Annotated in this window: 17 protein-coding genes and 5 tRNA genes; 12 read left to right on the top strand and 10 right to left on the bottom strand. The window is 33.9% G+C overall.

Going from position 1 to position 19,771, the window contains the following annotated elements; genetic code table 11:
* Positions 1–7: 7 nt before the first annotated feature.
* Positions 8–715, bottom strand: a complete 708-nt coding sequence (locus OQ292_RS00340; RefSeq protein WP_284684051.1) for a DUF434 domain-containing protein — start codon at positions 713–715, stop codon at positions 8–10.
* A 92-nt stretch (positions 716–807) separates the two neighbouring features.
* Between OQ292_RS00340 and OQ292_RS00335 the strand changes: the two genes are divergently transcribed.
* Entirely contained in the window at positions 808–1,515 is a 708-nt protein-coding gene (locus tag OQ292_RS00335; protein WP_284684050.1) for a hypothetical protein, read from the top strand.
* On the opposite strand, the gene OQ292_RS00330 is transcribed toward OQ292_RS00335, so the two are convergent.
* A complete protein-coding gene (locus OQ292_RS00330; protein ID WP_284684049.1) occupies positions 1,512–2,051 on the bottom strand; it encodes a metal-dependent hydrolase in 540 nt (179 codons plus the stop codon). The genes OQ292_RS00335 and OQ292_RS00330 overlap by 4 nt on opposite strands.
* A gap of 298 nt (positions 2,052–2,349) precedes the next feature.
* On the opposite strand from OQ292_RS00330, the gene OQ292_RS00325 reads away from it, so the two are divergent.
* Positions 2,350–2,685, top strand: coding sequence for a hypothetical protein (locus OQ292_RS00325; protein ID WP_284684048.1), 336 nt, complete (start codon positions 2,350–2,352; stop codon positions 2,683–2,685).
* Positions 2,686–3,007: 322 nt separating this feature from the next.
* Positions 3,008–3,331, top strand: a complete 324-nt coding sequence (locus OQ292_RS00320; protein ID WP_284684047.1) for a hypothetical protein — start codon at positions 3,008–3,010, stop codon at positions 3,329–3,331.
* A gap of 152 nt (positions 3,332–3,483) precedes the next feature.
* Here the strand turns inward: OQ292_RS00320 and OQ292_RS00315 are convergent.
* The 5 genes from OQ292_RS00315 to OQ292_RS00295 form a co-directional block, all read right to left on the bottom strand.
* Positions 3,484–3,557, bottom strand: a tRNA-Arg gene (locus tag OQ292_RS00315).
* 18 nt (positions 3,558–3,575) lie between these two features.
* A tRNA-Pro gene (locus OQ292_RS00310) sits at positions 3,576–3,650 on the bottom strand.
* Positions 3,651–3,749: 99 nt separating this feature from the next.
* A tRNA-Arg gene (locus OQ292_RS00305) sits at positions 3,750–3,823 on the bottom strand.
* Positions 3,824–3,837: 14 nt separating this feature from the next.
* Positions 3,838–3,912: transfer RNA gene (locus OQ292_RS00300), tRNA-Pro, on the bottom strand.
* A 17-nt stretch (positions 3,913–3,929) separates the two neighbouring features.
* Positions 3,930–4,014, bottom strand: a tRNA-Ser gene (locus OQ292_RS00295).
* 223 nt (positions 4,015–4,237) lie between these two features.
* On the opposite strand from OQ292_RS00295, the gene OQ292_RS00290 reads away from it, so the two are divergent.
* On the top strand, positions 4,238–5,215 hold the full coding sequence (locus tag OQ292_RS00290) for a vWA domain-containing protein (protein WP_284684046.1): 978 nt from the start codon (positions 4,238–4,240) through the stop codon (positions 5,213–5,215).
* On the top strand, positions 5,216–6,052 hold the full coding sequence (locus OQ292_RS00285; RefSeq protein ID WP_284684045.1) for a tetratricopeptide repeat protein: 837 nt from the start codon (positions 5,216–5,218) through the stop codon (positions 6,050–6,052).
* Positions 6,053–6,132: 80 nt separating this feature from the next.
* On the opposite strand, the gene OQ292_RS00280 is transcribed toward OQ292_RS00285, so the two are convergent.
* The 3 genes from OQ292_RS00280 to OQ292_RS40980 all read right to left on the bottom strand — a co-directional run bounded on the left by OQ292_RS00280 (position 6,133) and on the right by OQ292_RS40980 (position 10,669).
* Positions 6,133–8,559, bottom strand: a complete 2,427-nt coding sequence (locus tag OQ292_RS00280) for an ABC transporter permease (protein WP_284684044.1) — start codon at positions 8,557–8,559, stop codon at positions 6,133–6,135.
* 215 nt (positions 8,560–8,774) lie between these two features.
* Positions 8,775–9,833 carry a glycoside hydrolase family 16 protein gene (locus OQ292_RS00275; RefSeq protein WP_284684043.1) on the bottom strand — a complete coding sequence of 353 codons (1,059 nt, stop codon included), beginning with the start codon at positions 9,831–9,833 and terminating at the stop codon, positions 8,775–8,777.
* A gap of 56 nt (positions 9,834–9,889) precedes the next feature.
* The gene (locus OQ292_RS40980; RefSeq protein ID WP_348970596.1) at positions 9,890–10,669 is read right to left on the bottom strand and encodes a DnaJ domain-containing protein; all 780 of its coding nucleotides are present in this window, start codon (positions 10,667–10,669) and stop codon (positions 9,890–9,892) included.
* 206 nt (positions 10,670–10,875) lie between these two features.
* Here OQ292_RS40980 and OQ292_RS00265 point away from each other — a divergent pair, with 206 nt between their 5' ends.
* The 7 genes from OQ292_RS00265 to recG all read left to right on the top strand — a co-directional run bounded on the left by OQ292_RS00265 (position 10,876) and on the right by recG (position 19,770).
* A complete protein-coding gene (locus tag OQ292_RS00265) occupies positions 10,876–12,744 on the top strand; it encodes a M1 family metallopeptidase (protein WP_284684042.1) in 1,869 nt (622 codons plus the stop codon).
* Between the two features lie 77 nt (positions 12,745–12,821).
* Positions 12,822–13,346 (top strand): GNAT family N-acetyltransferase, encoded by a 525-nt coding sequence (locus OQ292_RS00260; protein WP_284684041.1) that lies wholly within the window; start codon positions 12,822–12,824, stop codon positions 13,344–13,346.
* Positions 13,347–13,431: 85 nt separating this feature from the next.
* The gene (locus OQ292_RS00255) at positions 13,432–14,424 is read left to right on the top strand and encodes an aldo/keto reductase (RefSeq protein WP_284684040.1); all 993 of its coding nucleotides are present in this window, start codon (positions 13,432–13,434) and stop codon (positions 14,422–14,424) included.
* A complete protein-coding gene (locus tag OQ292_RS00250; protein WP_284684039.1) occupies positions 14,425–15,327 on the top strand; it encodes an Nmad3 family putative nucleotide modification protein in 903 nt (300 codons plus the stop codon).
* Positions 15,314–16,066, top strand: coding sequence for a YqjF family protein (locus OQ292_RS00245; RefSeq protein ID WP_284684038.1), 753 nt, complete (start codon positions 15,314–15,316; stop codon positions 16,064–16,066). The genes OQ292_RS00250 and OQ292_RS00245 overlap by 14 nt, the downstream gene beginning before the upstream one ends.
* Before the next feature lie 112 nt (positions 16,067–16,178).
* A complete protein-coding gene (locus OQ292_RS00240; RefSeq protein WP_284684037.1) occupies positions 16,179–17,564 on the top strand; it encodes a PP2C family protein-serine/threonine phosphatase in 1,386 nt (461 codons plus the stop codon).
* Between the two features lie 115 nt (positions 17,565–17,679).
* Positions 17,680–19,770, top strand: coding sequence for an ATP-dependent DNA helicase RecG (gene recG / locus OQ292_RS00235; protein WP_284684036.1), 2,091 nt, complete (start codon positions 17,680–17,682; stop codon positions 19,768–19,770).
* Position 19,771: the final 1 nt, after the last annotated feature.

The raw sequence follows: 19,771 nt of genomic DNA, 5'->3' as shown, positions 1-19,771 counted from the left end.
AGTAAAATTAGTATACTTTTAAATTTACATCTGGAATATGCTTTTCAATTAAAAATACACCTAGGTTAAACCATCTTTCAGTTTGATCTAGAATCCAACCATCAGAAGAAACTACAATATGCTTGCTTTCTGCCAATACTTTATCTGGTGAAAAAACCAAATCCACTTCAAAATTAAAATTGCAATCATTACTAATTTCCATTAGTCTGGTTTTGAGTCTTCCGCTATTAGAAATTGGTTGATCTAGATACCATTTAACAGCTTTTACTTCTAATTTTTTAAGTTCTTCTCCAATTAGATATATGGCTTTTTCAGTTTGAGTTACTCTTTTATATGAGCCATGCACACTTGAAATATCTCGAAAAGTGCCATCCCTTCCTTTAAATATATAGGCACCAGATAATGCACCTTCTAGCAATATCAATAAATTGAATCCGTCAATTTCTACAATATTCCCTTTTAAATTATCTACTTGACAAACAGATTTATTTCTTCCTTCAATTTCTTGTTCACTAGAGCAAATACGCATTAAGGCAACCCTTTGTCTTTTATTGATTTTGTATCTGTTACCTACAAGTTGTAACGCAGAAGCTGATGTATATCCTCTAGTGAGTAAAAAACATAAATCGTTTGCGGCCTCTGTAAAAATACCGTCCCATTTTACAGCAAAATCTTTGTCGTCACTAGATTGTTTTCCTCTGTTTCTTTGTGTCAATGTTTATGTTAGTTTGAGGTGAATGATTTAGTTTATTTGTCTGATTTTAAAATTTAACGTTAACCAATAAAGCTTTAAATTAATGGGGTCATATGAAATATTTTTTTCAATTTATACTGATATTGTTTTTCTACGAATCTTATTCTCAAGATATACAACAAGATAGTTTGTTGTTAAAAAAGATTTTTGAAAGAAATGATGTAACAACCACAGATTTAACAGACCCAGAAACATATCAATTAGTTTTTAATGAGTTTGTAGATATTGATAATCAGAGTCTATTTATAGCAATTATTGATATTCCTGTTTCGCAAATATTTGGACATACAATAGGTTATCGCAACTATTATTTTTTTGAGCAGGTAAATGATGATTTTATAATAATTGATGCTATTGTTTCTGATGGAGATGTACCAATTGGAGATAATAGCGAATTTGAAATAATAGATATCGGGAAAGACAAACAAGCGATTACATCAACATTTGAGAGTACAGGGAATCATCATTATGAGAAAAAAACGACTATTTCATCGCTTCAAATTGGAGGGGTAAAGCCTTTAATTGTAATTAATTCTGCATATGATAATTCAACTTGGAATATGCCAGATTCTGAAACAGATGTGTGCAAAGCAGAAAGTTATGAAGAGCGTTTTGAGATTGTAAAAAATAAGCTTGACTGGTATGATATTAAGGTTATGAGACGAGAATATATTTTTACTGAAGGATGTAACGAAAAAGTCTTAAAGAAAGAAACAGTTAAAGTATATCATTTTAATAATGGAGTATATAAAGTAGACTAAGATTTAAGCCTACTTTTTACTAATCTCATTACAGAAATATAAACTAAAGAGGGTAGGCCTATCCAAATAAATTCGCTCAGTAGTACATTTTTTCCCCATTCACTAAAGAAGTTACTTATACCAATAGGAGAAACTTTAATCGGTCGCCAAGGGAAAAAGTATCTGGTATTATCCCAAGGTGAAAAGAAAGCGACACCGAGTCCGCCAGTGGTCATTGCATCAAGAATACTATGAGAAGCAGTACATGATGTAAAAAACAGGAAGTAACCTATGGATTCTACACTGTTTAAGTGTTTTCTGTAAAATATTAATACAATTACAAAACCTACAATTGCAGCAAATAAAAGTGAGTGAGAAAAGCCTCTATGTCCCCAAAATGATTCATACGGGATACCAAATTTAAAGCTAATCACATCAGTATCTGGTAAGATTGTACAAATCGCACCAAGTAACCAAAACTTCCAACCGTAAAACTTTTTCGAAAAGTTGACTCCGATTGTGGCTGCCAAAACTGCATGTCCAAAAGCTGATGCCATAAGTATAAATACTAATATAGGGAATAGGTTAATGAATATTTTGCAAAAGCTGTAAATATCAGCGTATTATTATATTAAAGTGGTAAAAGTAAATTATATCAGCCAAATTCTTCAATAGATACCTCCTTATTGTAGTTATAATTAATACAGTTTAAATACAATTTTTTTGGTAAAAATTAATATCTAATGAAAAAACAATTTCTACTAATCTTAATATTACTGATTTCTTTTACTTCAATTAATACCATTAAAGCTCAGTCAATTAGCAAAGAAATAATAGATCAATTTTTTTTAATTTATGAGCAGGAACCTCAAAAAAGCAGTTGATTATATTTTTAGTACAAATAAGTGGATAAGTGAAGAAAGTCAAGAGGGTATTGATAATGTAAAAGATAAACTTGAAAATTTTCTAGGGCTTGTAGGAGAGTATTATGGTTATGATTTGATTACCAAAAAAAATGTTGGCGAAAACTATGAACTATGGAGTTACATAATTAAGTATGATAGACAGCCTCTCAGGTTTACATTTGTATTGTATAGACCAAAAGATAAGTGGCAATTACAAAACTTCCAGTTCGACGACAACTTAGGAGATGAATTAAAAGATGCTGGGAAAATTTATAATTTAAATTAATTTCTTTCCAATTAACCTTAGTCCATTGGTTAATAAAAAATTTGAAAATCCTCTTTAAGTCATTTCAATTATTTCTAAATGTGGGTTCTATTATTATTTGTTCTTGAAGCGATATTATTATTTATACCAGTTGAGGTATATTTATTTTGTGGTGGTTGGATGTTTTTATTCTCTTTTGTATTAAATGGGTTTTGTTTACATAAAATAAATAAACATTATTTTACGAAAATAGATTTGACATTTTTTGTCAATAGGATTAAGCTATTTATGTCATTATAGCTATATATCTAGAATGAGAAACTTATTTGAAACTCAACAAAAAATGACAATAGCAAGAATTGTGGGATATGATTTCGATTGTCACAGAGGTAGAGGTGGGTGTACGGAATATATTTATTATAAATATGTTGTCTATGGTAAGGAATATACGCAAAAGGACATTGTTGATTCGGAAGTTTCTTACCTGTTTTTAACAGGTAAAAGAATCGAAATTGATTATATTGAGAACCGTGAGATAATTTCAAGAATAAGCAAAAACGCTGTTCAGAAATTAAGAAAGGAGTATAAGGATCTTTTAGAAAAAAAAGAAAAAAAGGATGTTATAGATTTCCATCCTTACCTTTTAAAGGTGCTTGAAAAAAAATAATAAATAAAATTGAATCAATCTAAATTACCTCAAACATTAAAAAGTATCGCTTTTTCTGCTTCAAATTCATGGATGTTAGCATCAATTATTATATATCCAATTTGAGAAAAGGGTAAAAAAAAGCCTTTCAGACGCTTCTGAAAGGCTAATAGTGATCCTGCCAGGACTCGAACCTGGAACCTACTGCTTAGAAGGCAGTTGCTCTATCCAGTTGAGCTACAAGACCTACACTTACTTAAAGTAGTCGGGGTGGCAGGATTCGAACCTGCGACCCCCTGGTCCCAAACCAGGTGCGCTAACCGGACTGCGCTACACCCCGTATTTAATTAATTTCTTTATATTTTAATTAGAGAAAATAATAAACCCGATAAAAACATTATCGGGTTTATCTTGAGTTATTCGCCATAACTGTAATTAGTGATCCCGCCAGGACTCGAACCTGGAACCTACTGCTTAGAAGGCAGTTGCTCTATCCAGTTGAGCTACGAGACCCACACTTAAAGTAGTCGGGGTGGCAGGATTCGAACCTGCGACCCCCTGGTCCCAAACCAGGTGCGCTAACCGGACTGCGCTACACCCCGTACCTATATATTTTGAGCGGAGAGTGTGGGATTCGAACCCACGCATCGATTTCTCGATGACGGTTTAGCAAACCGCTCCTTTAACCACTCAGGCAACTCTCCGTGCCTTGCTTGGCAAAACGTGATGCAAAAGAAGGAAATAGGATTTTAATATACAAGTATTGGATAAAATAAATTTGAACTTTTTTTCCAAGCGTGCGTTGCTCGTCTTCTAGCGTATATTTTTCTGCAAAATTTAAATAAAGAATGTTCCTTTATAAGCTTCTTATTGGCTTTTGTATAATTTTGGCTTATAATTAAATCGATTTTTTATAGATATTTTTGAATGGAACTTACTTTTTTTAGAGAACTAGGTGTTTTTGAAATTGCTTTTATAGCTTTTTTTATCTTGCTATATGTTCTTTACATCTCAAGAACAATTAGAATTGCTAAACAAGTAAAGAGCAATTACGATCAGGTAATCATCAAGCTTTTAATAAGATCATTTTATTTTGCTTTAATGATCGTTGCCTTATTAGGACCATCATTTGGCTCTGCTCGTAAAGAAGTTAAATCACAAGGGAAGGATATTTACTTTCTGGTTGATCTTTCTCGATCTATGGACGCTGACGACATACAGCCCAGCAGATTGGAAAGAACTAAGTTTGAGCTTAAAAATCTTGTCGAAAAATTTTCAAGTGACAGATTGGGTTTAATTATATTTTCATCTGAAGCCTTTTTGCAATGTCCGCTAACTTTTGATAGGAGTGCACTATTACTGTTTATAGAGACGCTAAATACCGGTTTATTGTCAAACACTGGTACTGAGTTTTCACCAGCGATAGAAATGGCGATTGACAAACATAAAAATGCTGAAGAAAATGTTTCCGGACAGCAGCAATCTAAAATAATTGTTTTAATTAGTGATGGAGAAGATTTTGGTACAAACGCATCAGAAATTGCTGAGGAACTGAAAGATGAAGGTATCCGTTTGTTTACCGTAGGTGTAGGAACGCAGGAAGGAAGCAAAATTCCGCAAGGTTATCGTTTTCAGCGAAGTGATAGTGGTACTGAGGTGATTACTAAACTTAAGCCTGAAAGTTTACAAGAGATTGCTGAAATAACTGGTGGTTCTTATTTTGAGATTAATGATAAGGTAAATGAAATTCCTCAGTTAATTAGAGAAATTGAAAATATTGAAGGAGAGCTGAGAAGTACCAAAGAAATTGATGCGGCTGCCAACAGATATTTCTTATTTTTACTGGCAGCTTTTGTATTATTAATCATTGATGTTATTATTTCTGTAAAAGTAATTCGAATCTAAATGCTAACTAAACTTTTCTTTTCCACATTCTTGAGTGTTTTACTACTGGTAATTGATCCGGGAGATATTGCTACGGTAAATAAGTATAAAAAGAATGCTCAGGAAGCATATGAAAATAACGATTATAAAGCTGCTGCTGAGTCATATCAATATTTGGTTGATTCAATGGGAGTGATGGAATCTGAGGTTTTGCTAAATCTTGCACATTGTTATTTTCAAACAGATGATCAAACAAAAGCATCGCAATATTACAAAAGCTTAGCCGATAGTAAAGACCCACAAGTAAAATCAGTCGCTTTACAGCAATTGGGGGTGATAAATGCCAACAAAAAAGATTACCAAAAAGCGCTAGAGGATTTTAAAGATGCTTTAAAAGCTAATCCTAGAAACGAAGATGCTAGATACGATTATGAGCTTGTAAAAAGAAAACTAGAGGAAGAAAAAAAGAAAGAAGAAGAAGAGAAGAAAGACGATAAAAAGGAAGATCAGCAAAAGAAAAAAGAAGAGGAGGAGCAGGAAAAGAAAAAAGAAGAGGAGCAAGATAAAGAAGACCAACAGTCTGATCAAGATCAAGAAAGCGAGCAAAAGCAAGATCAGGAAAATAAAAATAAAGAAGAGCAAGACGAAGAAAAGAAACAGGAGGAACAGCAAGAACAAGAAAAATCTGAAGAAGAAAAGAAAAAGCAACAGCAGCAGCAGCAACAGCTCGAAAACCCAGAGATTAATAGAGCAAGAGCAGAGCAGATTTTGAAATCAATGGAAGAGCAAGAAAAACAATATTTCCAACAATTGAAAAAGAAAGCACAAAAGAAAAAAGAAACTGGTCCAGACTGGTAGAATACTGTAGATATATGCAAACAGCCCGATTTGATTATTTCAAATCGGGCTGTTTTAGTTTATGAGACTAGAATTTATTTTTATTCAGATTTTAGCGCTTTTACAGGATTTTCAAAGGCTGCTTTAATCGATTGAAAACTTACAGTGGCTAAAGCTGCCAAACAAGCTAAAATGATGGTTATGATAAATACATCAATTCCAATGTTAATTCTGTAAGGAAAATCAGTTAACCAACTATTCATTAAAAACCACGAAATTGGAGCAGAAATAAAGAAAGCTACAATTAACAACTTTAAAAAAGAACTGCTAAATAAGAACACAATACTACTATTAGACGCGCCAAGGACTTTTCTTACACCAATCTCTTTCTTTCTCTGACTAACCATAAATGAACTTAAGCCTAAAAGACCAAGACAGCCAATAAAAACTGCTATTCCTGCAAAAATTTGAGAGATGTTAAATATCCTTTCTTCATTTTTATAAAACTCATTAATTTTATCATCCAGAAAATGATATTCGAAGATGTATCCCGGATAGATTTCATTCCAAATATTTTCTATATTTCTGATAGAACTATTTAAGTTTCCACCAGAAAATTTAATTCCTGCATTGTAATAAAACTGAGGGAATTTTAAGAATAAAACAGGTTGTATTTGATGGTGTAAAGACTTTGTATGGAAGTCTTTTGTAACTCCAATTATCTCTGCTTTTATGCTGTTAATGCCAGTCAATAATTCTTTTCCAACGGCATCTTCTGGATTTGTAAAGCCAATTTTTTTAGCGAGTGTTTCATTCACAACAAACTTATAATCAGCACTTTCATCATCGGCCTTTGTAAACCACTTACCAGCAGCTAAAGTTAGTCCATAAGTATCTTTATAGCGATAATCGCAAAGCTTAAGAGAAACATCATATTCCAAATTTTCATCTACTTCAGGAAAACTAAAGCTAGTAGAGATGCTATTTTCAGAAGACGGTGCACCCAAGCCGAAAGAGATATTTTCTACATTATTTAATTCACTTACCTGATTAAAAAAACGCTCACTCTTTAGTGAATCAGTCTCAGGAATATAAAAATCTACAATCGCATCTTTTTCGAAACCAAGAGGCTTATCGTGAAAAAATGAAAGTTGCCTAGAAACTACAATCGCTCCAATAATTAAGGCTTGTGCTATTCCAAATTGAAAAATTACTAGACTTTTTCTAAACAGCACAGAAGACTTACTCATCGAATTAATCTTGGTTTTAAGCGCTTTTGCAGGCTGATAGGATGACAAAACAATTGCCGGATAAATTCCAGAAAGAATACTTACAACTAAAAGTAAAATACCTAAAAAAATGAGGAGGTTTAAATTATTAGTCAAATTTAAAGTCAATGAGCTTTCAAATGATTGATTGAAGAATGGAAGAATTCTTTCTACAGTGGCTAAAGCCAATAAAAGGGAAATAAGTGTAATTAAAAAAGACTCACCTAAATGTTGCCCGATCAGTTCTTTTCTTCCTGCGCCGAGTACTTTTCTAATACCTACTTCTCTTGATCTTTTAATGCCTAAAGCAGTAGCTAGATTTATAAAATTGATGCAAGCAATGCTTATAATAAACAAAGCTATAAAAGCGAGAGTATAAATGTTTTTGATGTTAGATGTAGAAGAGATATTGCCATTTGCAAAATCCATATTGAAGTGAATGTCACTTAGAGGTTGAAGAAATAGTGTTTTGGTATGGCTGCTATTTTCGCCATCACTCATGTATTTTTTTACTACACCTTTAAGCTGTTCATTGATTGCTTCAACTCTGTTTTTAGGAATGTTTATGTAAGTGAACCCACTAATTGATACTCCGAACTCATCCAAATCGAAACCACCAATAAAATCCGAAGTTAATGTGGGATAAGACACCAACATACTATATTGCAAGTGAGATAATTCTGGAACGTTTTTAATAATCCCCTTTACCTCACAATCTAATAAATTCCCTAACTTGAGCTGCTTACCAATTGGATTTTGCGCTCCAAAATATTTTTTGGCAGTTTCTTCAGTGAGAAAGATAGTGCCAGGTTGCTCCATTGCCGTTTTATAATTTCCTTCTAAAACATTGCTTTCTATGCCTCCACCAAAATCAAGCACATCATAAAATGCTGTGTCAGTAAAAATGATATTATGCTCTTCAATGAGGTCTTTATTATCAATTTTTACAATGTTTTCGTCTTCGAAATGTAATCGAGTTATGTGATTAATTTCTTGTATTTCCGCTTCAATAGCATCTTTTAAAGGGTAGCTACTAACCGGAGAAAAATCTTTACCCGAAGCATTAGAAGAGGTTGAAACCACTCGATAAATATCTGAATAATGCTGATGCACCTTATCGAAATGAAAATCCCTGTTTATAATTAGGAAAATGATAATACAAACAGCGACACCAAGTGTAAGGCCAAAGACATTGATAAGTGTGTAAGATTTGTTTCTGAGTAAATGTCTAAAAGAAATTTTCAGGTAGTTTCTAAGCATCTTTATTTTCTTTATGTTAATTGTATCATACCAGTTCAATTTGGGTACCAGTTGTTAAAATGCTGATATTAAGGCATTTATGATTGAGTGTTTTTCTGGGGTGTATCGTTTTCGTTACAATTGCTGTTCATTCGTGATACAATTTAAAAATAAAAGCTTTCTGAAATGTTGGTTCAATTTCAGAAAGCTTCCTTGAAAATAGTTGAATATACAAGCTATTCTTGATAGACTCTTACATAATCAATTTCCATAATTCCTTCTTTAAAATCTGTTGAAACAGTTCCTCCTAAAGTACCACCAATAGCAATGTTTAAAATAATGAAACAATCTTTGTTAAATGGCCAGTGATCTACGCCTTTTGAAGCTGGATTGTAAGTGTAATAATTAACACTATCGACAGATATAGTTAAATTGTCTTCTGTCCATTCAAGACCATAAACATGAAACTCCGAGGTTACATTTTCAATAGTGGTAGCCTTGTAATTTTGTGTGGCACCAAAACTAGAGTTGGTATGTATCGCCGTACTTACTGTGCCTTCATTGTTACCAACGTGTTCCATTATGTCAATTTCACCACATTCTGGCCAGCCAACAGATTCTATATTGGCACCTAACATCCATATAGCAGGCCACGTACCTCCACCTTTTGGTAGTTTTGCTCTTACTTCAACTTTGCCATAGGAAAATTCAAATTTGTCTTTTGTAAGCAATCTGGCAGATGTAAATGCACTGCCTTCGTAACTTTCACTTTTAGCAATAATCTTTAATACACCATCTTCAACTTTTACATTTTCTTCTCGGCTAGTATAGTATTGATCTTCGTTATTTCCCCAACCATCGGAACCAGTGCCAATGTCGTAATCCCAATTTTCATCATTAGGGGCACCATCATTTTCAAATTCATCAGACCAGACTAAAGCATAACCTGCTTCAATATTGGTTTCTACAGAAACATCTAACTTTTCAGTAATAAAATGATCGTCAGCATAGTAGATGTAAACTTTTGCAGAGTAATCTCCACTTTTGGCATAAGTATATTCAAAAATTCCGCTTTCAGATTCTACACCGATTTCGCTTTGTGAAGCACCCGGAAAAAATACGTAATAAGTAGCATTATCTGCACTGATATTAAATACTACTTTGCCGGATTTATCTTCGCTTATGTCGGCTGTAAACTGAATGTTTGTAGGGGGCTCAATTTCTTTTTCATCTTCTGAACATTCATTCAAAAAGAGTAGAGCTAATAATAGGTTAATTAAAATCATCTTTTTCATTTTCGTAATAGTGTCTTGTATTAGGCGAAAATAGGAAAAAAAGATTTTAGGTGCTTTTAAGAAATTTCTTTACCTCCAAACTCATGTATTTCGTCAGGGATGTTAATAAAAATATCTTTCTGTAAACTGTATTTGTCCAAACTTGCCAATAATTTTTCCTGATCTTGTGCTGAAATTTTCAAAAAACAAATTTGCATATAGTCTACTAAGTCAGAAAAGCCTTCGATATATTTCTGATTGTAATATATTGTAAGGTACTGGTCTAATGCTTCTTTATAAAAACCTTTGCGGTAATTGCTATTACCCATCATTTTATAGATTTCTGCTTTGGCAATTAATTCTTCTTTGTAAGACCTGTAAATAGTATCATAAACAGTTGAGTTTACTTTTGGGATGAGGTTGTTAAACTCATATAACCTAATGGTTACAGACCTGCTTGTATTTCCAAAAAAAGAGCTAGAAGATGTAAAACCTATGTAGAGAGTGACGAAAAGCATGGTGAGAACCACAATGTTTCTAACAAATGTGACGGTTTTGGGCTCTCTATAAAGATTTTTCTCTGCCTGTCTTCTTTTGTAAAACTGTATTTTTCGATATAAGTATGATTTCTGATATTGTATTTTAGCAGCCTCTTGTGGGTTGTCGTAATAATACCTTTTACTTGAATTAGAAAGTGTTCTGTATGCTTCGTTTACCGCTTTAAATTTTTCTTCAGCATGTTTGTTCCCATCATTTTTATCTGGATGATATTTTACAGCGAGTTTTCTGTATGCTCTTTTAATTTCCTCACTAGAGGCATTTCGGGGTATTTCTAAAATTTGGTAGTAATCTTTCATTAAAAAAAAGGGTGAAGAAGATGAAAATAGCTGATACTTATTATATAAAAAAAATCTAGAAAAATAAGTGCGCAGTAACGCATTTTTTTAATTTATCAGAGCAAATAGTTTGCAATTTGACCATTTGCATAAATCTTTTTGGATTGTATATGATTATCTTTGAAATTCACGGTCAATAAAAATCTAAACATATATTTATCAGACAAATGACGATAAAAAATTTAATTACAACATCATTTTTACTATTTGTTGGTAATATCCTGCTTGCACAAACTGCACGCTGGCAACAAAGAGTAGAATATACAATGGAAATAGACATGGATGTTAACACCAATCAGTTACAAGGTGTGCAAAAACTTGTTTATTTTAATAACTCGCCAGATACGCTCAAAAATGTTTACTACCACTTGTTTTTCAATGCTTTTCAGCCGGGTAGTATGATGGATGTTCGCTCAAGAACGATTGAAGACCCAGATGGCAGAGTGAGAGACAGAATTTTACATTTAAGTGATAGTGAGATTGGTTACCAGAAAATTAAATCTTTAAAAATTGGTGGTACAGACCAAGACTTTGAAGTGAGTGGAACCATACTAGAAGTTACTCTTGCCGAGCCAATTTTACCAGGAGCAAAAACTGAGATTAAAATGGAGTTTGAAGCTCAGGTACCTTTACAAATTCGTCGTTCTGGTAGAGATAACAGAGAAGGTATAGAATATACCATGACTCAGTGGTTCCCTAAAATGGCTGAATACGATTTTGAAGGTTGGCATGCAAACCCATATATCGGTAGAGAGTTTCATGGTGTTTGGGGAGATTTTGATGTAAAAATCAATATTGACGAAAATTATGTAGTAGCAGGTAGTGGATTTGTACAAAACGAAAAAGAAGTTGGACATGGCTACAATGGAGACAAAGCAGGTAAAGGGAAAAATGGTAAAATTAACTGGCACTTTTTAGCAGAAAACGTGCACGATTTTGCTTGGGCTGCTGACCCTGATTATGTACATACAATCAAGCAAGTGCCAAATGGTCCTGAATTACACTTCTTCTACCAAGCAGATACTTTAGCAGAAAACTGGGAAAAACTTCCAGATTATACTGTTCAATTATTCCAAATTGCAAGTGAGAAATACGGAAGATATCCTTATGGAAAATACTCAGTAATACAAGGTGGTGATGGAGGTATGGAGTACGCTCAGCTTACCATGATTACCGGACACCGTTCTTTAAGAAGTTTAGTAGGAGTAACCATTCACGAAGCAATGCATAGCTGGTATCAGCATGTATTAGGTTTTAACGAAACCAAATATTCTTGGATGGACGAAGGTTTTACAAGTTTTGCATCAAGTGAAATCAGCAACATCATATTTGATGAGAAAAGCTACAACCCACATATGGGTGCTTATAATGGTTATGTTTCTTTGGTAAGAAGCGAAACACAAGAGCCTTTAACTACGCACTCAGATTTTTATGCTAGAAACAGAACTTATGGCATTAGTGCTTATTCAAAAGGAGAGTTATTCTTAATGCAACTACAATACATTGTTGGTAAAGAAACTTTCGACAAAGCGCTACTAAGATTTTTCTACGAATGGCAATTCAAACATCCAAATGGAATGGATATTATCAGAACATTTGAGAAAGAGTCTGGCTTACAGTTAAAGTGGTTCTTAGAGCAATGGATTGGTACTGTAAACTCTATCGATTACAGCGTAAAATCTGTTACGCCAACTGCTGATGGAAAAACAAAAGTAATTCTTGAAAGAATCGGGAATATGCCAATGCCTTTAGATGTTTTGGTAAGCTTCGAAAATGGTCAGTTTGAAAACCATTACATTCCATTAAGAATTATGCGTGGAGGTAAGACAGAAGATATGCCATCAGTAAGAAAGGTACAAGAAGAAGATTGGCCTTGGACATTCCCAGAATATTCTTTCATTATCAATCAACCAATTGAGAGAGTGAAGAATATAGAAATCGACCCAACATTTAGAATGGTTGATACTGAAAGAGACAATAACGTTTGGCCGATAAATAACCCGATAATATTCGGTGAAAGCCCAAGCGGAAAATAAGAGATTTAAATTTGAAAGAAAGACCTGTTAAAGCAGGTCTTTTTTATTTTTTCTCATTTTTTAATCCTTCGAAACTGATGGAAATACTTTTTGAAACTGCACGAATGAAAGTGAGACAACTGGAGTTGAGCGATTTACCAGCTTTCCACGAAATGCAGCATAATCCAGCAGTGATGAAGTATGTGGGAAATAAAACTTTCTCTTTGGAAGAGAATAAAGACGATCTTCAAAGAGTCATCAACTACTATTCAGTTCCAGAAAACCAGTTTTGGGTTTGGGCAATAGTTTCTAAAGATACGCAAGAGTTTTTAGGTACATGTGCACTGGTAGGCGAAGAGGCAAATACATTTGAAATTGGTTATCGATTTTTACAAAAACATTGGGGTAATGGTTACGGTCTAGAAATTCTCAATGGCTTAATAAATTTTGCTTTCGAAAACCTTAAGATCGAAAAACTGGTTGCTTATGTAGATGTGAATAATAAAGCATCGGTTAAAATTTTGAATGAGTCACCCTTGGTCTTCCAGAAAGAATTTTACAACCAACAAGAATCCTGTTTTGACAGGTTTTATTTGTTAAAATCAACAGATTTTTTTAGCTAGTAATTGTGCTGAATTTTTATTTCAGTACAACCAATTATTTCAGAAATAATAGACAAATACTATAAACACAATACATTTTTTAATTATGGAATACAGAAAAATTGGCAACACAGATATCGAAATCTCAGCAATAGCATTTGGTGCATGGGCAATTGGTGGATGGATGTGGGGAGGAAATGATAAGAAAGATTCCATCGCAGCAATCAATCAGTCATTAGACCTTGGTATTACTACCATAGATACAGCTCCAATTTACGGAATGGGTACTAGTGAAGATATTGTAGGTGAGGCTTTAGAAGGTAAAAGAGACAAGGTGAAAATCCTTACAAAATATGGAATGCGTTGGGATGACAACAAAGGAGATTTTGCTTTCGACTCTCAAATGAATGATGGTACTCCGGTAAAAATCTATAAATACGCTGGTAAAGAAAGTGTAATTAAAGAATGCGAAGACAGTCTAAAAAGATTGAAAACCGATTACATAGACTTATACCAAATCCACTGGAACGATTCTACAACACCGATCCATGAAACAATGGAAGCCGTAGCAAAGCTTAAGCAAGATGGAAAAATTCTAGCTGCCGGCGTTTGTAATTATACGGCAAAGTGGGTTGCAGAAGCAGATGAAGTACTTGAGATTGTTTCTAACCAAGTGCCATATAGCATGGTGTTGAGAGATATTGAAAAAGAAGTAGTACCTCAAGTGCTAGAAAAAAACAAATCAATCTTGGCGTACAGCCCATTGCAAAGAGGTTTATTAACTGGAAAAATAACTCCGGGTTATAAATTTGGCGAAGGTGACCACAGAGCAGGAAGTTCTTATTTTAAAGATGAAAATGTAGTAAAAGTAAATGCATTTTTAGATAAGATTAAGCCAATCGCTGATGATAAAGGACTTACGTTGGCTCAGTTAGTAATCCGTTGGACAATTGATCAACCGGGAGTTACTTGTGCTTTAGTTGGTGCCAGAAATGAAAAGCAAGTAAAAGAAAATGCAGCGGCCGCCGAAGCAAGTATTTCTGAAGAAGAAATGAATATAATTAATACAGAATTAGCAGCACTTAAATTAGATGTATAATTGATCGGGGAAAAGAAAAGCAAGGCTAGAAAGATTATTTTAAGCAGAAAAGGTTTTGATACTTCTACAGGTGGTATTTCCAGTTGGATTTATCAAAACAAAAGCTTTTCCATTCCTATTCCTGAAGCTGGTTCGGGTATTTTTTACAATCAACTTCAGTTTAATAATCAATTTAATTACTTAGATGTAATGCGAGATTTGGGCTTAAAGTTTTATTCTGAAGCGCATCTCGACCCAGATATAAATAAGGGTTTGTTGCAAAACAGACCGCAAAATTGGAGAGCAGCTTTCGGTCAACACGGAGCTGCTCTTTCTCATTTATTAAATTCTCCTTTTGCTGTTGGTATAGGTGATCTGTTTTTGTTCTTTGGTTGGTTCAAAGAAATTACGCTTAAGAATGGTCGCTTCACTTATATCAAAAATGCACCAGAAGTACATTTGCTTTACGGTTGGTTAGAAATTGGCGAGATTTTGCCATTGCCAAATAGCAATTGTCCAGATTATTTAGCTTCTCACCCGCATCAAGTTTTTGTAAAAGAATATTGTCGAGGTGCGAATTGTATATTTGTGGCTGCGGAACAGTCTTCTTGGTTTCAAAATCAGTCAGGTAATTTCTTACCGGGTGCTGGTAATTTTATTTATCATTCAGATTTAGTTTTAAGCCATTTAGACGGTACTCCATATAAGCGTTCATTATGGGAGCTGCCCAAATGCTTTTTTAGAAATGATAAATGTATTTTGAGTTATCATGAAACTAGAGATGGAATTACTAAGCGTGGGTTGAAGGATAAAAAATTATTACAATCGGTAGCAAGAGGACAAGAATTTATAGCTCCTGCCAATGCATCAATAACTAAATGGGTTAATTCTTTATCAAAATACATAGACTATGAAACAACCTGATGACAATTCGAGATTAGCAGCAAGAAATAAACCTGTTGATAGAAATCCAGTGCTATATCAAACTTGGGATCATCTGTTATTTTTACATTGGGAAGTTCCTGCTGATGTAATCCAAAAAACTTTGCCCAAAGGTTTATATGTAGATACTTATGAAGGGAAAGCATATTTGGGTTTGGTACCTTTCTACATGAAAAACATCCGTCCGGTATTTTTACCACCAGTGCCCGGTATTTCTAACTTTTTAGAAACCAATGTGAGGACTTATGTATATGATGAAAATGGCATTCCCGGTGTTTGGTTTTACTCTTTAGATGCCAATCAAAGTCTAGCCGTTTGGATCGCCAGAACCTTTTACAAATTGCCATACCATAGAGCAAAGATGAAAGCTATTCTGGATGAGGTAGGGGGAAAAGTAATGTATGAAACTCAAAGAAGAAGAACTTTAAACCCATCAGTTTTTGAATATCTCACAGGGAAAGATGTAAAAGAAGCTACTCCTGGCACGTTGGAATTTTTCCTATTGGAACGGTATATTTTGTTTTCGTGGAATGAGGCAAAAAAGAAATTAATGAAAGGGCAAGTAATTCACAAGCCTTATCAATTTAGAGAGACAAAAGCAAATAAATGGGACGATGCTTTGCTCGGTTTAAATCAGTTTGAACTACCCAATAGAAAACCCGAATTAATACATTATGCTCCCGGTGTTAATGTAGATGTTTATGCTATTGAGCCGGCCTAACTGCTTAATTTCCATGTTTTTGTAAATTAATCTGTATAATACCAATATATGTTTAACAAGCTGGTTAGAAGCTGTGGATACACAAGCTATTATTACCAAAAACCAGTGCTAAATGGAAGCAGAATTTCATTCTCAAAACATTACAAAAAATGAGTGGCAGCAAGAATTAAAAAAGACTGCATTTAAGTACCATCAAGTAGGAGCATGGGTGGCAGTAGTTTTTAATTTATTATTCTCATTAAATGATTTTCTTAATGTAAGAGAACATTGGTTTATTTTTTTTGTAGTTCGACTTTCCGTTTCACTAACCAGTTTTTTGGTCTTATCATTTAGAAAGAAATTTAATATTTCTAATGAGTTACTCATCTTTGTTCCCTTCTTTCTCATCTCAGCTCAAAATGCATTTATGTGGAGCTACATGGATGTTACTCATTTTTTCATGCATACCTTGGCTTACATAGCCTTATTTATTGGTGCAGGAATGCTAATACTTTGGGAAATGAAGTATTCTATTTTGGTAGTGGTGTTATCGATAGTAGCTAATGTTATCTTCCTTAGTAGTTTTAGTAAGCTTTCTTTTGAAGAAATAATGCTCAATGGTGGTTTACTTACTACAGTAGTTAGTTTTTTTACTATTATTCTAATTCAAACCAGATACAATCTCAATAAAAAAGAGATTATTTCGAGACTGGCACTTCATAGGTCAAATCAGATACTGAACAGGCAAAAATTAATTATTCAAGACAAAACAGATAAGATTGAAAGCAGCATAAGATATGCCAAAAGAATACAAGAAGCGATGTTGCCAACTCAAGAAATTTTGGATGAAGTAACTCCTGAAAACTTTATTTACTATGAGGCTAAAGATATCGTAAGTGGCGATTTTTACTGGTTTGGCCAACAAAGTAGAAAGTTAATTGTAGCCGCTGTAGATTGTACTGGACATGGTGTACCTGGTGGTTTTATGAGTATGATTGGTAATACGCTACTTAATAAGTTGATTTTAGAGAATAAAATTATAAAACCTGCTGATATTCTATTTGAACTTAGGAGTGAAGTGATAAAAACATTGGATTCTAGCGATCAAAAAGATGGAATGGATATTTCTCTATGTGCAATTGATATTCAATATATGAAGCTTGAATTTTCTGGTGCTCATAATTCACTTTATATAGTAAGAGACAATGAAATTTCTGAACTGAAAGCTAACCGAATGCCAATCGGTAAATATTTTAATACCGATAAAGTTCCTTTCTATAATCATGAATTCGATCTGCAAAAAGATGACATGTTATATATGTTTACTGATGGTTATGTAGATCAGTTTGGAAAAGAAACAGATAGAAAATTCACAAAAAAGCGATTAAAAGAATTGCTGGCTTCTATAGCCAAATTACCGATTGATGAACAGGAGAATTCTATAATCGAAACCATGGAGAACTGGAAAAAAGACTTAGATCAAATAGATGATATGCTTTTAATCGGTATTAGAATTTAGGCGTTTTATACTATTTTACAGGAAGATATTCTGTCAATTCTTTAAAAAATCAAAATTCATTATTTTTTTATCGAGAAAGCCTATTATAATTGCAGAGATTCATTAAACTAGAAACTTGGCATTCTTCGATACTAAAATAGAATTCCTAAAAGGTGTAGGACCTCAAAAAGCTGATTTACTCAAAACAGAGTTGAGTATTTTTACTTTTGGAGATCTAATTCAGCACTTCCCATTCAGACATGAAGACCGCACAAAATTTTATAGCATCAGCGAGATTCATGAAAATCTTCCTTATGTACAATTAAAAGGCCGTATTGTAAATGTGAGTACAGTCGGTGAAAGGAGGAAAAAAAGATTGGTTGCTCGTTTCGATGATGGTTCTGGTGCAGTAGATTTAGTTTGGTTTCAGGGCATTCCATGGATATCGAAGAAGTTAAAACCCGGTTACGAATACATTGCTTTTGGCAAACCACAAAGGTTTGGCCGAACCATGAGCATTAGTCATCCTGAGTTAGAAGAGGTAACAATCGAAACCGAACAAAAGGGTGGCTTAGAACCTGTTTACAGCACAACTGAAAAGCTTAAAAACAAGTTTCTGGATTCTAGAGGCATTTCTAAGCTGATTAAAAACTTGCTTCCTGAAGCAGTAAAACACATCACAGAATCACTTCCAGAAGAAATTATTAGTAGATATGGTTTTATAGCCAGAGATCAAGCCATCAATAATCTACATTATCCTTCAGATGCAAAAATTCTTGCTCGAGCTGTAGCTAGATTAAAGTTTGAAGAGCTTTTTTTAATTCAACTGCAACTGCTTTCGCTCAAATTATTAAGAGTTGAAAAGTTTAGAGGACAGGTTTTCGATAAAGTACCCACACTTACAGATTTCTATAAAAACCATCTTCCATTTGATCTCACAAATGCGCAGAAGAGAGTAGTAAAAGAGATTTACAGCGATTTTAAATCTGGCAAACAAATGAATCGCCTTTTGCAAGGTGATGTGGGAAGTGGTAAAACCATTGTCGCATTTATTTGTATGCTAATTGCCATCGATAATGATGCACAAGCATGCTTAATGGCACCTACAGAAATTCTTGCAGATCAGCATTACAATGGCTTAAAAGAATTTGCAGATAAATTGGGGATTACCATTGCGAAACTAACTGGTTCCTCAAAAAAATCTGAGCGAAAGGTAATTCACGAAGATTTGCTCAGCGGAAATCTAAAAATAATTGTAGGGACACATGCACTTATCGAAGATACGGTTGATTTTAAAAACCTAGGACTTTGTATAATTGACGAGCAACACCGATTCGGAGTAGCTCAGCGAGCTAAACTTTGGCAAAAACAAAGCGAAGCTTTTCCGCATATTTTGGTGATGACAGCCACACCAATACCCCGAACTTTGGCAATGACATTATATGGAGATTTAGATGTTTCTCAAATTGATGAATTACCAGCCGGAAGAAAGCCCATACAAACCTCTCACTTGTTTGATAGTAATCGTTTAAGATTATTTGGTTTTATAAAAGAGCAAATTGAGCAAGGCAGACAGACATATATAGTTTATCCTTTAATTGAGGAGTCTGAAAAACTGGATTACAAAAATTTGGAAGATGGTTACGAAAGTGTTTGTCGAGCTTTTCCAGATTTTCATATTTCCATTGTGCATGGTAAAATGAAAGCGGCTGATAAAGACTTTGAAATGCAGCGCTTTGTAAAAGGAGAAACCCAAATTATGGTTGCAACTACAGTTATTGAGGTAGGAGTAAATGTGCCAAATGCGACTGTAATGGTAATAGAAAATGCCGAAAAATTTGGCTTAGCACAATTGCACCAGCTTAGAGGGAGAGTAGGGCGAGGAGGCGAGCAATCTTACTGTATTTTAATGACTAGTTATAAACTTAGTAAAGAGGGGAAAATCAGAATTAAAACCATGACCGATACAAATAATGGTTTTGAAATAGCTGATGTTGATTTAAAACTAAGAGGACCTGGTGATATAAGTGGCACACAACAGAGTGGAGTGGTAAACTTAAAATTTGCAGATATTGCCAGAGACGGTAAGGTTATTAAAGAAGCAAGGGCCCTTGCCAGAGAAATTCTGGAAGAAGACCCTACTTTAAGTTCTGATAAAAACAGTCTGCTAAAAGTACAGTTAGATAAAATCAATAAAGCACCTACAAACTGGAGTAGAATAAGTTGAT

The organism is Chondrinema litorale, assembly GCF_026250525.1.
In the GTDB taxonomy this organism is placed as follows: Bacteria; Bacteroidota; Bacteroidia; order Cytophagales; family Flammeovirgaceae; genus Chondrinema; species Chondrinema litorale.
The sequence above is the reverse complement of the archived record's forward strand: the minus strand, read 5'-3'. Positions and strand labels throughout refer to the sequence as shown.

What these genes read in the sequence shown, in the direction of transcription:
- OQ292_RS00335 (WP_284684050.1), top strand. Translation starts at nt 808, where the DNA reads ATGAAATATTTTTTTCAATTTATACTGATATTGTTTTTCTACGAATCT.
- OQ292_RS00330 (WP_284684049.1), bottom strand. Translation starts at nt 2,051, where the DNA reads ATGGCATCAGCTTTTGGACATGCAGTTTTGGCAGCCACAATCGGAGTC.
- OQ292_RS00325 (WP_284684048.1), top strand. Translation starts at nt 2,350, where the DNA reads ATGAGCAGGAACCTCAAAAAAGCAGTTGATTATATTTTTAGTACAAAT.
- OQ292_RS00320 (WP_284684047.1), top strand. Translation starts at nt 3,008, where the DNA reads ATGACAATAGCAAGAATTGTGGGATATGATTTCGATTGTCACAGAGGT.
- OQ292_RS00290 (WP_284684046.1), top strand. Translation starts at nt 4,238, where the DNA reads ATGGAACTTACTTTTTTTAGAGAACTAGGTGTTTTTGAAATTGCTTTT.
- OQ292_RS00285 (WP_284684045.1), top strand. Translation starts at nt 5,216, where the DNA reads ATGCTAACTAAACTTTTCTTTTCCACATTCTTGAGTGTTTTACTACTG.
- OQ292_RS00280 (WP_284684044.1), bottom strand. Translation starts at nt 8,559, where the DNA reads ATGCTTAGAAACTACCTGAAAATTTCTTTTAGACATTTACTCAGAAAC.
- OQ292_RS00275 (WP_284684043.1), bottom strand. Translation starts at nt 9,833, where the DNA reads ATGAAAAAGATGATTTTAATTAACCTATTATTAGCTCTACTCTTTTTG.
- OQ292_RS40980 (WP_348970596.1), bottom strand. Translation starts at nt 10,669, where the DNA reads ATGAAAGATTACTACCAAATTTTAGAAATACCCCGAAATGCCTCTAGT.
- OQ292_RS00265 (WP_284684042.1), top strand. Translation starts at nt 10,876, where the DNA reads ATGACGATAAAAAATTTAATTACAACATCATTTTTACTATTTGTTGGT.
- OQ292_RS00260 (WP_284684041.1), top strand. Translation starts at nt 12,822, where the DNA reads ATGGAAATACTTTTTGAAACTGCACGAATGAAAGTGAGACAACTGGAG.
- OQ292_RS00255 (WP_284684040.1), top strand. Translation starts at nt 13,432, where the DNA reads ATGGAATACAGAAAAATTGGCAACACAGATATCGAAATCTCAGCAATA.
- OQ292_RS00245 (WP_284684038.1), top strand. Translation starts at nt 15,314, where the DNA reads ATGAAACAACCTGATGACAATTCGAGATTAGCAGCAAGAAATAAACCT.
- OQ292_RS00240 (WP_284684037.1), top strand. Translation starts at nt 16,179, where the DNA reads ATGGAAGCAGAATTTCATTCTCAAAACATTACAAAAAATGAGTGGCAG.